The organism is Acinetobacter sp. IK40 (assembly GCF_035615075.1).
GTDB classification, from domain to species: domain Bacteria; phylum Pseudomonadota; class Gammaproteobacteria; order Pseudomonadales; family Moraxellaceae; genus Acinetobacter; species Acinetobacter courvalinii.
Window position 1 is genome coordinate 279,240 of sequence record NZ_JANBOE010000007.1, and the last position, 14,364, is coordinate 293,603.

Annotated in this window: 11 protein-coding genes; 1 reads left to right on the forward strand and 10 read right to left on the reverse strand. The window is 42.5% G+C overall.

Features of this window, described 5'->3' with window-relative positions:
• Positions 1 to 90 precede the first annotated feature (90 nt).
• The 4 genes from MSG93_RS14170 to ptsP all read right to left on the reverse strand — a co-directional run bounded on the left by MSG93_RS14170 (position 91) and on the right by ptsP (position 6,967).
• Entirely contained in the window at positions 91 to 1,239 is a 1,149-nt protein-coding gene (locus tag MSG93_RS14170; protein WP_324622277.1) for a DUF1624 domain-containing protein, read from the reverse strand.
• Positions 1,240 to 1,463: 224 nt separating this feature from the next.
• Positions 1,464 to 3,176, reverse strand: coding sequence for a fructose-specific PTS transporter subunit EIIC (locus MSG93_RS14175; RefSeq protein ID WP_324622278.1), 1,713 nt, complete (start codon positions 3,174 to 3,176; stop codon positions 1,464 to 1,466).
• Positions 3,163 to 4,113 (reverse strand): 1-phosphofructokinase, encoded by a 951-nt coding sequence (gene pfkB / locus MSG93_RS14180; RefSeq protein ID WP_324622279.1) that lies wholly within the window; start codon positions 4,111 to 4,113, stop codon positions 3,163 to 3,165. The genes MSG93_RS14175 and pfkB overlap by 14 nt, the downstream gene beginning before the upstream one ends.
• Entirely contained in the window at positions 4,106 to 6,967 is a 2,862-nt protein-coding gene (gene ptsP / locus MSG93_RS14185) for a phosphoenolpyruvate--protein phosphotransferase (protein ID WP_324622280.1), read from the reverse strand. The genes pfkB and ptsP overlap by 8 nt, the downstream gene beginning before the upstream one ends.
• Positions 6,968 to 7,551: 584 nt before the next feature.
• Between ptsP and MSG93_RS14190 the strand changes: the two genes are divergently transcribed.
• Positions 7,552 to 8,718, forward strand: coding sequence for a hypothetical protein (locus tag MSG93_RS14190; protein WP_324622281.1), 1,167 nt, complete (start codon positions 7,552 to 7,554; stop codon positions 8,716 to 8,718).
• A gap of 217 nt (positions 8,719 to 8,935) precedes the next feature.
• On the opposite strand, the gene MSG93_RS14195 is transcribed toward MSG93_RS14190, so the two are convergent.
• From MSG93_RS14195 to MSG93_RS14220, 6 genes are read right to left on the reverse strand one after another with little or no spacing between them, the layout of a single operon-like run.
• Positions 8,936 to 9,559: an RraA family protein gene (locus MSG93_RS14195; protein ID WP_324622282.1), complete on the reverse strand. Its 624-nt coding sequence runs from the start codon at positions 9,557 to 9,559 to the stop codon at positions 8,936 to 8,938.
• On the reverse strand, positions 9,552 to 10,352 hold the full coding sequence (locus MSG93_RS14200; RefSeq protein WP_005287176.1) for a (2Fe-2S)-binding protein: 801 nt from the start codon (positions 10,350 to 10,352) through the stop codon (positions 9,552 to 9,554). The genes MSG93_RS14195 and MSG93_RS14200 overlap by 8 nt, the downstream gene beginning before the upstream one ends.
• Positions 10,346 to 11,161 (reverse strand): ABC transporter ATP-binding protein, encoded by an 816-nt coding sequence (locus MSG93_RS14205; protein ID WP_324622283.1) that lies wholly within the window; start codon positions 11,159 to 11,161, stop codon positions 10,346 to 10,348. Before MSG93_RS14205 ends, MSG93_RS14200 begins: the two co-directional genes overlap by 7 nt.
• 45 nt (positions 11,162 to 11,206) lie before the next feature.
• Positions 11,207 to 12,244, reverse strand: a complete 1,038-nt coding sequence (locus MSG93_RS14210; RefSeq protein ID WP_324622284.1) for an iron ABC transporter permease — start codon at positions 12,242 to 12,244, stop codon at positions 11,207 to 11,209.
• Complete coding sequence (locus tag MSG93_RS14215) at positions 12,237 to 13,271, reverse strand: iron ABC transporter permease (RefSeq protein ID WP_324622285.1); 1,035 nt, start codon at positions 13,269 to 13,271, stop codon at positions 12,237 to 12,239. Before MSG93_RS14215 ends, MSG93_RS14210 begins: the two co-directional genes overlap by 8 nt.
• Positions 13,272 to 13,282: 11 nt before the next feature.
• Positions 13,283 to 14,155, reverse strand: coding sequence for an iron-siderophore ABC transporter substrate-binding protein (locus tag MSG93_RS14220; RefSeq protein WP_324622286.1), 873 nt, complete (start codon positions 14,153 to 14,155; stop codon positions 13,283 to 13,285).
• Positions 14,156 to 14,364: the final 209 nt, after the last annotated feature.

Here is a 14,364-nt window from a genome sequence, read left to right on the forward strand (position 1 = left end):
CTCTTGGCTTAGACAAGAGGTTTTTATGAATCTTTAAATAGTCGATCTCATTCAAACTGAATATGAAAAAACAACTCTATTATCAATAAACTAAAAATATTTAAGCAACGGAATATGCTTATTACGATGTTTAAATGAAGAGAATTTCAGCATCGCCGGATATAAAACAATGCTTAAAATCACAGTCATCCCCCACACTGTCGCCATGTGATCCACGCCATAATAATCTCCATAATTATGTCCCCAAATACCTACAGCAATGACATATAAGGCTTTAAGCACAAATAAATGCACGATGTAGAAGAACATAGGCACAGAGCCAAAGATGATTAAAGGCTTGACCCAGTTTTTGGTTTCAATCCTCTGTAATAAGACCAGAATAATAAGCCCGATCCCCACATTCCATAAAATGAAAAATAATGAAGGTGGATATTTGGTCAGGTTTAGGAAACTCATCAATGTTTCACTCCACGTTGGCATCATTTCCCAAGCTTGGTCACCATAAATGTTGAGCATCCTTAATACGAAAAATAAAGCAATGCCCATCAACCCAAAAGTGAAGAGCATACGATTCTTTTGCTGAGTCGTCTTCGGTTTGCCAAAAACAACATGGCCAAGACCATAACCTAAAGTAATCACGCCAATCCAGGGCAACACGGGATACGATGTTCTGACCCGTAGCACCTCTCCAAAGTTGATCCAGCCCCGTTCATGTAAGACCAACCATATCGCATTCATCACAGAATCCTGTGCGAATGAAATATTGTCCATTAAATTATGCCCAAAAATGATCAGCAAACTGATTCCCCACAGCAGTTTTTGTGGCAAGCCAATGAGTAATGCCAAGGCAATCATACTAAAACCAATGGCCCAAATGACCTGTAAATAAATCACATCGGGCGGGAATTTACCTGTCCATGCGAAATTGACAATCAGTAGTTCAAGTCCAATTAAAAATAAACCGCGCTTCAACAAAAATTCGCGTGTCATCGCAATACTATTGTTCTTGGCCTGATAGAGATAAGCAGATAAACCAGTCAGCACCACAAAAACGGGTGCACAAAGATGGGCTAAAACCCGGCTAAAAAACAGTAATCCTTCTGTTTCAGAAATCACCATCGGATCTGGGACTTGATAATGTAAGTAAAAGGTTTCCCGTACATGATCAACCATCATGATCAGAATCACTAACCCTCTTAGTGCATCAATTGCTTGTAAACGTTGAGATAAACCAGACATAAAATCATAAATAAATTAAAGTTATGTTATATCATAACAATAATTGGTGATTGAATGAAATAAAGGCTGGCAAATGAAAGATAAAATTCATTGAATTAACAAAAAAACTCGCTGTGATTTTCGATGCATTGATTAATGTAATCTAGATGTAATGACAAATAAAAAAGGCAGATCATTGTGCCCAATGATCTGCCTTATATACTTTAATAGATAGGAAGCAAAGCCTAAGCAGCCTGGGCTTCCACCACTTCACGGCGTTTTAATAGTGCATAAATCACACCGGTAATACCGCTGCCAATTGCTATAGCGGCAAGATAAAGCCAGGCATGACTAATCGCATTAGGAATGAGTAATACAAAAATACCGCCATGCGGTGTCACCAGTTCACAATGGAATAATGCCACCAAGGCACCTGTGACTGCTCCACCTGCAATACATGCTGGAATGACCCGAATCGGATCTTTGGCTGCAAAGGGAATCGCCCCTTCGGAAATAAAGCACAGGCCCAGTACAAATGCAGCTTTGCCGGCATCTCGCTCACTCTGGTTAAACTTTTGCTTTGCCAAGAGAGTTGCAATCGCCATTCCAATCGCAGGCACCATTCCTCCGGCCATGGTCGCGGCCATTGGCATATAGGTATTGGTGGTCAATAAACCCACGGTAAAGGCATAGGCGGCTTTATTAATCGGCCCGCCTAAATCAATACACATCATCGAAGCCAGTACGATACCCATTAGCACGGCGTTGGTGGTGCCCATATTGTTGAGAAAGTCCTTCATCATCTCAAAAATTTGCGCGACCGGATGTCCCACCACATAAAACATGATTAGACCGACCGATAATGTTCCCAATAAGGGCACAATTAAAATCGGCTTTAAGGCTTCAAGACTGGTAGGTAGCTTGATTTTTTTGGCCAGGAATAAGGCAATATAGCCAGCTAAAAAGCCAGCGACGATCCCCCCTAAGAATCCCGCATTTAATTGCGTTGCGATGAGGCCACCGACCAGACCAGGTGCCAGACCCGGACGATCCGCAATCGAATAAGCAATATATCCGGCAAGCATCGGCACCATCAGGCTAAAAGCAGCCGCACCAATCTGCTTTAACACAGCAGCCAGACTTCCCGCCTGCTCTGCGGCATTCAGTCCAAAACACAGAGATAGCGCGATAAGCAAACCGCCCGCTACCACCATCGGCAACATAAAGGACACGCCAGTTAACAGGTGTTTATAGACACCTGTTTTTTCCTTATTGGCCTCTGGATTGGCCTTTTGGCTATTTTGTTTAGAGGATTCTAAAAGCTTGGCTTCCGTGATTGCTTCCGCAAATGCCTTGTCAGTTTGCTTCAATGCAAAGCCTGTACCGCAACGATACACACGTTTGCCTACAAAGCGGTCGGTATTGACTTCAATATCGGTAGCAAGAATCACAATATCCGCAGTAGCAATGGCTTCATCCGTCAGGATATTTTTAGCACCAACCGAACCTTGTGTTTCGACCTGAATGCGATAACCCAATTTAGCTGCACCCTGTTGTAATGCCTCTGCCGCCATAAAGGTATGTGCCACACCTGTTGGACAGGCCGTCACTGCAACAAAATTCTGTGCCTGAGGCTGAGCATTTGGCTGTGTTGCCAATTGCGCAACTGTCGTGGTCTTGCTTAAAGCATCCTGCAAAGACTGCTCGGCATTATCCATCGCTTGCTGCAATGAAATGGTGGCAACCGCATAGTCATTAAAAGCCTCAAGTTGTGAGGGTGCTTGCCCAATAAAAACAGCCGTATCAAAATCTTGTTCAGGAAGTTGATCCTGCACAGCAATGATCGCGCTGTCATAGCCTTGCTGCTGTGCAAGCTGAGACAGTTTTTTTGCCAGAATCAACGCATTGACATACTGTTGCGAATTGATCACAAATAAAACAGATTTAATTGTTTGCATCAGACTTATCCAAAGTGTTGATTATGGTTTGTTGTTTTAGCACTTCCAGTCGCTGAGCTTCAGGCACACGAAAGCCGACTTGCGTCACTGCATGACTAGCAATGGCGGTAGCCGTTTTGAGAGTTTGCTCAGCTGTCATGTTACTTACCAAGCCATGCACCATGCCTGCCAGTAATGAATCACCTGCACCGACGGTACTTTTTACAGTGACTTGAGGCGGACTGGCATGCAAGGCCAGTGCCGGATTGATCCAGTTGACACCGGCTTCTCCCATCGAAATGACAATATGTTCAATCTGACAATCTAAGCGCCGGAACAAGGCGAGCTGTTGGGAAAAATTTTCAGCCGCTTCGCCAAAACTTTCCTGTAATTCATCGGTATTGGGTTTGATCATCCACGGATTCATTTCAATCGCAGCCACCAAGGCCTGCCCGCTGCTATCAATCGCAACATGCTTGTGCTGTTTGTGCAAGATCGAGATCAGGTACTTAAAATCATCTATGCTAAAACCCTGAGCCAGACTGCCAGCAATCACGACATAATCGACGTGTTGCGAGCAGGCCTGAATACGCGCAAACAAGGCCCGTTTATCATGCTCAGATACCCGAAAGCCCATGGCATTAATATCGGTCATTCGTCCAGACTGTTCAGCAATCTTGATATTCTGGCGGGTTTCACCCTCAACATAAACAAATTGATTATCAAACTGCATCGCCTGAAAATGCTGCTCAAACAAGGCCCGATTCTGTTTCCCCAAAAAGCCTGACACAGTCAGCTCATGTCCAAGATCATGCAACACCTGTGCAACATTGAGTCCCTTACCTGCAGCATGAGATTGTACCTGTTGCTGGCGGTTGACCTCACCCACTCGCAATTCATCCAGTTCAAGGGTGACATCAATCGCAGGATTTAAAGTAATGGTTAATATTTTAGCCATGCGTCAACTCCATCAAATCACGGACTGCTGTGGCACTTTCACACTGTAAAGCACGTTGAGCAAGCTGCTGGCAATCTGCATAATTCAAGGTCCGAATTTGTGCTTTGACCAAAGGAATACTGGATGAAGACATACTCAGTTCATCCACCCCCAAGCCTAATAAAACCGGGACAGCCTTTGGATCGGCTGCCAGTTCACCACACACCCCGACCCACTTCTGGTAGGCATGTGCTGCCCGAACGGCTTGATCAATCAATAATAAAATACTTGGGTGTAAGCCATCCGCCTCGGCAGACAATACCGGATGTCCACGGTCAATCGCCAAGGTATATTGAGTTAAATCATTGGTACCGATACTAAAGAAATCCACTTCTTTGGCCAGTAATGGCGCGAGTAAGGCAGCTGAAGGAACTTCAATCATGATTCCCACTTGCAGGTTTTCACATGGATATTCTGCCAGTACCTCATCCAGAATATGTCTGGCTGCACGCCATTCTTCGATTCGCCCCACCATCGGGAACATAATCCGTAAAGGACGTCCATCTGCTGCTTTGACCAAGGCTATGAGCTGCTGTCGTAAGAGTTGCGGCTTCCTCAAGGTCAGGCGGATTCCGCGTAAACCGAGAAACGGATTTTCTTCGGTAGCAATCGGCAAATAAGGTAACGGCTTATCACCACCGACATCCAGTGTCCGTACCACCAGTGGACGCCCTGCAAGGGTATCCAGCACATGACGATATTCTTTTTCCTGCGTGATTTCATTGGGCGCCTGACGATGTGCCATAAACACCAGCTCGGTCCGCAATAAACCAATCGCCTCCGCACCATGATCAACCGCCTTTGCGGTATCCAGAATCTTGCCAATATTGGCTGCAATCTCAACCTGATGCTGATCCACTGTCATAGCTGCTTCCTGACAATGGCGTTCCGCTTGCTGACGTCGCTGTTTTTGCTGCTCACGCTCACGAATCGCTTGCTCAATCTGCTCAGCTGCTGGATCAATATCAATTGCGCCCGTGTCACCATTAATCAGCACGGTGGTTTGTGTCTCAATATTTAGAATCTGCTCACCCGCACCCACCACAGCAGGTATGCCCAATGCGCGTGCCACAATCGCACTATGTGCCGATGCACCACCAACCGCTGTTAAAATTCCTGCTACGCGGTCTTTGTCTAAACGCGCCACATCCCCAGGCCCAAGATCATGCATGACCAGAATATAAGCTTGCTCGGGTTCAAGCGGCATCACCTCATCACACAGCACACTTAAAACCTTGTCGCCAATATCGCGTAAATCCGCTGCGCGCTCTGCCAGCAGTGGATCATTCAACGCTGCCTGAGTTTGTGCAGCCTGTTCAATATAGTCATGCCATGCTGCAGCTGCTGTTAAATTCTGATTTAAACCCTGATGCACCTGCTGAATCAGGTCGGGGTCGTCCAGCATTTCCAGATGAGCCTGAAAGATTTGTTTAATCTCGTCAATCTCGGTTTTCAGGATGAGCTGGTGAATCGTGTTTTTTACGCTATACAGTGCGATTTCCAATTTTTCTTTTTCTGCTTTAAGGTTGCGCCCAAAACGTTCATATTGAAATTTTTTCGGTTTGATCACATGGGCTGGGCCAAAAGCAAGCCCTGAAGATGCAGCTGTTCCCTGAGCAGGTAAATCAGTATCAACAATTTCTTCCCACGCTGTTTTTGCTTGAACAATTGAAGCGGTTTCAGATTGGTCAACTGGTTCAACCTCTTCACCCAAACCATTTTTAACCGCCTGAACAATTGCCGTGAGACCTTCTACGGCATCGGTATTAGGTTCAGCAATAAAGGTCAGGGTCTGCCCATATTGACAACCCAAAGCCAGTAATTTGGTCAGACTTTTAGCAGAAACATAGGGGCCGCCATCCACTGCAACCTGAATGTCACCTTTAAATGTTTTACTGATATTGACCAGTTGCGTAGCAGGACGGGCATGTAAGCCATGCTTATTGGCAAGTACTACCGGTTGGTAAGGCCAGTCCGGAATAATTTCTGCACCAATCAGCTTGGCGATTTCATGGCGACTTTGTTCAGTTTGAAGTTGCTGTTGAATATTTGACTGAAATAGAAGATCAATTAAATGATTCAACTGTACCGTATCAAGTTGCTCATGCTGGGCAATGCAGATTAAGGTCTGGATTTGTCCTTGCGCGAAATTCAGAACCTGCTCTGCTTGAACAATACTGACGGCGGCTTCTGTAACGTAATTTTTTCCTGAAATGGTCCAGATGGCATCCTGAATCTGAATCAGGTTTTTAGGATCTAACTGACTCAGGAAACCCGCTTCCACCAGTTTTTGCTGTTTCAATAATTTTGCTGCGGCCCAGAAAAAATCATCAATATCTTCAACATGGGTCTGGGTCTGGATTAAATTTTCATGGATAACCAACGTATCCGGGCGTACCTGCAAAATATCGATAATTTGCTCAGCCGTGGTTGCCGTTTGTACCTGAACACTGACATCGTGATTTAAAGCGCGGGTCAGGATTTGCAGAACCTGTAAATGCTCATCTGATTTGGCAGCAATGACCACAGCCAGATAAATTTTATGTTCCCCGTCCCACACCACGCCTTCCGGGAAATGCGCAAGCCGGATCCCGGTCTGTTTGATAAATTCACGCGACTGAGGTGTACCATGCGGAATGGCGATGCCCTGTCCCAGATAAGTGGCACCCTGCGCTTCACGATCCTGTAAACCCGTCAAATACTCTGCTGTCGTTAACTGATCTTCTACCAGAATATTAACTAAACATTGCAGTGCTGTTGCCTTATCCTTGGCACGTAGATTCATATGTACATGCTTTGGCTCAAGTACAAACATAAAGTGTCCTTCAAAAAAGTTGAAACCGTTATTGTTCGTTAAGTATGAATGAAGGAAATATAAAAAAAGTTCATCCAATTTGACTCCATTCTACAATAAGGTGTCGAGTTCTCGTTTTAACAGTCACAAATCTTATGAAAAATAAAATCACTCACAGAGTATTTTTTAGACCAGTCTTGTTCTGGCTTCCAGTTTGTGCCAAAGAGTCGAGCACTTGAATCATAAAGTTTCACTCAAGCTTCATAGAATGAAAAAGCAAAGCGCTCGATCTACTGCCCTCACACATGCCAGTTCAGGCTTATATAGGTCGGTTTTTAATCAACACATTCACAAAGCCACAATCTGTATCCGACCACATAAAATTAAGCTTAAAAGATTAAAATTCCACACTGGCCAACTGACCAAATTTTCATCGAATCCCGATGTTTTTTAGGCTTAAAAACGCCTTTCTGCAGCCACGAATTCCCTACAAAAACTAGACCATTCTGTTATGAACAATTACCATAAAACGCCTTGAGACCTTTCAACATGTATTTTCTTTTATAGAAAATTAATTAACTTATTGAATAAATACGGATAATATTTTGGAAAAAATCTACGCACAATCTGCTTTAAGCTTTTTACTCTTCGCAATTTCTTTACCAGCCACTGCTGGCATCACATTAGGTGATGCGCAAAATCAATTGGGTGCCTTAACCGTTTCAGGAACATTACGCGCCAACTACCAAGATAAGCACTATGGCGAACCAGCTTCCGATCAAAAGATTAAGTTCGATGCTGCCATTTTACGTTTAGATTATGAGCGCTCAGACTGGTTTGGAAAGCTGGAATATCGTTGTTATCAATATGATCGTTTATGTGACTTTTCAACCTTGGTCTATGGTTATGCGGGCTATCGTTTAAATGCCACGGATAACATTACACTGGGCCTGCAACCAATTCCTTTTGGTCCGGGAAGATTTTGGGATAGTAGTTTTTATGCAGGGATCAACAATACCATGGGGCTGCAGGATGCGACCAACTTAGGGATAAATTATCACACTGAACTGCCTTCCTTAACCAAAATCGATCTGGCCTATTTTGCCAGTGATGGAGGCAACTATCATGGCGCAAGTCAGGATTCAGCCCGTTACACAGCCAATATGGTTCACTCTTCCGATCCATTAAAAACCAATTTAAACGAAAAAAATATGTGGATGGCGCGAGTGGATCAGGCGCTTTTAAGCCGTGATGATCTCGATGTATCGGTAGGTGGAAGTTATTGGTACTCAGACATTGAAAATAACAAGAATGGGGCTGACGGTTCGAGAAATACCTGGGCATTGTTTAATCGCATTCATTATAAAAACCTGAATGTTGTGCTGACGGGCGGCAAACAGTCGATTCGCAATAAGGATGCCTTAAGTCCTGATCAGTCAACTTTTGGCTCATTTGATAGCGAATATGACATTGCCAACACAGGTTATTTCTATACGATAGATAGCAGCTATGTATTTAAAGACGTGATGGAGTCGCTCAATGTAACCCCTTATCTGGTATTCAGTGGTTTTCATAAACAGGAACAAAACTTTAACGACTCTCAAAGAAATATTCTAGGTGTCACTTGGGGATACAAGAATATGTCTTTAAATACAGAATATGTGATGAGTAAAAATGATCCCTTTGTCGGCGGAAACAGCAGTTCACTCGCACAGGGAGATGACGGTAAATGGAATAAACTCGTGAACGTCATGTTCCAGTACCACTTTTAATTTGTCTTAGACATAATGAAACAAGCGCAATCTGGTGTGATAGCGCTTGTTCCCCAAATACATCGTGTATTTACGATTCATTATCGCATGGGTCAGGTGTGATGCCGTGTATCCAATCGCTTTGCCCAAGTCACTTATACCACTCAGATTAAACAAGTATTTTTACAGCATATCTGCGATATTTTTAGTTGAATCTATCTTGGTGGAAAACATAGTGTCATCTCATCATTTTATACTTTGACAAGAGCTCATTAAATCGAATCCTATCTTGTTCTTTTTTTTCTATAAATATTGCAGCTAGCTCATTGGCTCTTGTGGGTTCTAAAATAAAAACCCCATTACTGTCAGCAATAACTAAATCTCCTGCTTGTACACAAACACCACCTACACTAATGACAGAATTGATTTCGCCTTCCAATTTTAAAGATCGTGTTGTAAGTGGACTAATGGTTCGGGCAAAGACCGGGAAGCCTAATGTTTTAATTGAATCGATATCTGTCACGGCACCATCAATAATAACACCTGCAAGATTTTTAATCATTGCGGCCAGCGTTCTAAGCTCTCCCCAGCATGCACGTTGATAATCTCCCGAGGTATCAATCACCAGTATATCATCAGGTTGGCTTAAGATTAATGCCTCACGAAGAATACTTCCATCACAATGCGGGATTCGTACTGTAATCGCATTACCAACAATACGGGGCGTTTGATTACCCATATAATGAACATTTCTGACATGTCCAAAATCAGTAAAATGACCAATTACAGAAGTATCAATTTCTTGATAAAGCTGTCTTAACGCATGATTACTCCCTTCTACCCGAGGGTTAATTTTAAACATTTTTCACCTTTCGCTTTTTTATATCTGGATGAACTAAAGGACATGTTGAACAATATTCAACGGGGTCTGAGGCTTTATAATAAAAGCAGCAACTTTTCCGATAACGAACTTCTTCGCCAGTTTCTACCACTGTTATTTTCTTGAAATCGAAGCGCTTTAATGGATTGTCACTCAGTCCGAATACTTCGGGTGGTGCTTGTTCAAGTAAATAATGGAAATCTTCCTGCAGATTTCTCTGCACCGCACAATTATTGATTTTCTGTATTCGTTTTTCATAAAGTGAAAATACTCTGACCGCAGTATTTTCCCAAAGAATTCTTGGGTTTACTTTGGATACATCGACAAAAACTTGCCAAACTTGTGCCAGATTCTCTGCAAATATTTTTTTCACTATGTCTTCACGCCACTGTGCCCTATGACCAAGAGGCAGAGAATAAGCGAGATCTTTTACAGGCATCTTTGAGCGCCAAAGCCGTTGTTCAAAGCTAAAGTCTAAGAAGCAATTATGTGCTGAAAAATCGATCCCTTTATTAAATACAGTCATCGCGTATAAGCTGGAAGCAGTTGCTAGAAATGCATAACGTTTACTTAATAAGGACGCCGTAATTTTTATAGACGGCGAATGAATGACTGGCGTCAGTTCAAAAAGCAGTTTTTCACAACGTTCATGATCCAGCAGCATGGAAACTTCTATACAGTTTTCAATACGCCGTTCTTGTGCGTTAATCAGTGCTAGAGATTCTGATAGTATTTTCCATTCTTCTGCTAAAAAAAGATCGGTCGATATCAACATTGATCAGACCCAGAGGAAATATGTTTTTCTTTTGTTTCATCTCTATGTTCCCGGTGTTGCCCTTTCCCATAAGGGATACATAAAGGTGTTCCAAAAAGAGGATCGGCAACAATAATGCTGTCCAGACCAAAAACATTTTTTACGGTATCTGCTGTTAGTATTTCAGAAGGAATACCTTGTGCATAAACATTTTTGTTTGCCACAGCAATCATATGGTGGGCATAGCGACAGGCCAGATTGAGATCATGCAGCACCATGACAATGGTTTTTTTATGCTGCTGGTTTAAATCATGAAGTAAATCCAAAATTTCAATTTGGTGCGCGAGATCCAAATAGGTTGTTGGTTCATCTAACAGTAAAATATCAGTGTCTTGAGCTAAAGTCATTGCAATCCACGCACGCTGTCTCTGCCCTCCAGAGAGTGAATCGACCAAACGATTGCTAAGCTCGAATAAATGAGTCTGATATAAAGCCTGATTCACTTTATCTTCATCTTCAGCCGCCCATTGTTTTAACCAGTTTTGATGAGGGTATCGACCCATTCGAACAAGTTGATAAACAGTCAGACCATCTGGCACCTGAGGTGATTGAGGAAGAATCGATAAGTTTTGAGCAACTTTTGCAGTCATTTGATGATGAATATCTGCACCATTCAACAGAATGACACCATGTTTAGGTCGAATCAGCCGGGCAAACGATTTAAGTAACGTACTTTTTCCACACCCATTGCTGCCAACCAGAACAGTAATCTTAGCGCTTGGGATATTTAGATCGAGTTGATCAATTATAATTTGCTGTTCATAAGCCAATGTTAATGATTTACTTTGGATCGGATATATCATCTACGCTCCTCCCTAAAAAGAACGGCGTTGTCTGAACAACAAATAAAGAAAGAATGGAGTTCCCAGTAAAGAAACAAAGATACCTGCAGGCAAGTCTTTGGGTAAAAATAGAGTTCGCCCGACTAAATCAGCAAGCATTAATAAATTAGCGCCAACTAAACATGCGGTGACGGCTAAATCAGGAAAAGAACGAGGGACTAAATATCTGGCAATATGTGGGGCAATTAAACCCACAAAAGCAATAGCGCCAGCATAAGCTACAGATATCGCTGCTAACGCTACTGCAAGAAATAATAACCACATGCGATGTCGCTCAGGTCTAATGCCTAAACCCACCAAGATGTCATCACCTAATTCGTGTGGATTAACATGACGGGCAATCCAGAACATCAAAAATAATAAAACAGCTAACCACATCGCAAGCTGAGTTACCTCCTGCCACAAAGCTCCGTAGATACTGCCAGTTAACCAAACATAGGCAGATAAGGTCGTTGTCAAAGGACTCAATACTAAAACTAACGTGGTGATCGCCCCCATGATTGAAGAAAGTCCAATCCCGATCAGTACCAGACGTATGGGCGTTACACCATTACGCCATGCCAATATATAAATGAGCAATGCGGTTAACCACGCTCCAAAAGTAGCAAAAACAGGTAACCACTGAATTGTTAAACTGGTGGACAAAAAGGACATGAAGAATACGGCTGAGGCAGAAGCTCCAGCTGTAATCCCCAAGATATCTGGCGAAGCCAGAGGATTGCGAATGATGCTTTGCAAAATAAGCCCAGATAAAGCCAGTGCTGCTCCAATCATCAGGGCCATTAAGATTCTTGGTAACCGCAGAGTCTCTAAAATAAAGTGATAATCACCATTTCCTCGAAAAAAGAATTCATTCAGAACTTCAGTGACAGAAATGGGGATTTTACCAACAGATAACGAGAGAATAATCTGAAACAAAGTCAAGAAAATGAGACAGCTCACCACCAACACTGTACGAAGATGGATGATTCTCGAAAATGGACCGAAACGTAAGCTAAAAGTTTTATCCATGGCGCATACCTTTACGGACTAAATAGATGAAAAAAGGTGCGCCCAATAAAGCAGTCATAACCCCAATTGGGATTTCCTGAGGAAAAATAACCAAGCGTGCAAGAATATCTGCAAGTAATAACAATAATGCACCCAAAATAGCGCAGCCCGGAATTAACCATTGATGATCTGATGAGATAAGTCGACGTACAATATGCGGTACGATTAAACCGATAAAGGCAATATTTCCAGCGATGGCAACAGCGCCACCCGCTAAAATAATAATGGCGATACCCATCATGACTTGAATCAGAATGGTTCGCTGTCCTAAACCCTTTGCAATCTCCTCACCTGCCATTAAGATATTAATTGGCTTTGCCAACAGATAGATGAGAAACAGACAACTCATCATATAAGGCAAAACTGGCCAAACGAAGTTTAATTGCCGATTTGCAACTGAACCTGCAAGCCAGAATAAAATGCTATCTAATCCTTCCTGATCAATCACCAGCATTGCTTGGGTAAATGAGCTAAATAATGCAGTAACAGCAGCTCCTGCCAATACAATTCTGAGCGTATTGAGTTGCCTTTGCCCTACCATTCCCAAAAAATAAACCAAAATACCTGCGATTGCGGCACCGAAAAATGCCAGCCATAGAGAGTGTCCAAACGAATCAAGTGCAAAGAGTCCAGAAAATAAAACGATACTAAACATTGCCCCAGCATTGATTCCAAAAATACCTGGCGAAGCCAACGGGTTTCGGGTCAGTGCTTGCATCAGCGTTCCAGCAACTGCAAGACAAGCTCCAACGACCATTGCAATGATTGTTCTAGACAAGCGAGTGGTTTGGACTAAGACATGTTCAATATTCAATGGGTCATATTGCAACACCGCTTGTAAGACAACGTTGAGACGAATATATTCATGCCCAATCGCAAGACTAAACAGCGCACATATGATTAAAAGAATGAGAGCTACGGATAGTTTGTGTATGGGTTGCAAAATAAATGGGTTTGTAGGAAGAGTAACACTCTGATTTTTATTCATAAGATATGGACCTAATCAGCATGTGTAACGGTATGGTTAACTTCATCTAAAACCTTATTGGCGCCTAGAATCCCACCTGATAAATTCCAACTGACACTATCAACTTGGTAGACCTGTTTCATTTGGGCGGCACGCATTTGCTTCCAAAGCGGATGTGAGGTCCATTGCTGATAATTTTTTTGAACTGCGGGCTTATCTCGCATAAAAATAAAGAAATTGTCAGCATTAATAATCGGAATACTTTCTTTGTTCACAAGTTTTTGTAAAGCCCATTGCTGATTTGCTGTTCCTTTGGACCATTTGAAGCCTAATTCAGACAAAATTGAGCCTGAGAAGCTATATGGTGAATATGCTCGGACATGGTCTTCTCTGAACTCAAATAATGAAACACTCTCAGGCCATTTATCACCAAACTGCTGCTTTAATTTTGTACGTGTAGCAATAATTCGATTGTCCCATTGTTTTAATAACAGATCGGCCTTCTGTTGTCGTCCTACTGCTTGACCAACAATCTTAAGTGTCTGGCGAAACTCATACACTTCCTCTAACGCAATGGTCGGAGCAATTTGGGAGAGTAACGTATAGGTTTTCTCATTACGGAATCTTGATGCAATAATTAGATCCGGTTTAAGCAATGCGATATCTTCTAAGCTCGGTTGAGTTTCTAAACCAAGATAATGTACCCCCGTCAGTGCTGGTCTTAAATATTTATACATCGGCTTTTCAGACCAAGATTCAACGACTCCAATCGGTTTAATGCCTAATGCCACTAAAGTATCCGTAGCACCTTGAAACAAACTAATGACACGTACAGGTTGACCTTTGATCACCGTTTCGCCCAAAGCATGTTTGATCGTTTGAGAGGGAGAAGCTACTGCTGGCATGGATACCAGCAATACCAGCAGTAAACAGATAGAGAACAAGTAAGCATACGGGCTTACTTGTCTATCTTTCTGTATGTTTTTTCTCTGTACACGACAAAAATAGATAACTCATTGAAATAATGTCACAATAATTGTTTTCTAACGACGAATACTATGACACATCTCAATGAGTTATATCTTATCTTAAACAAATCTCTAAAATGGAACAA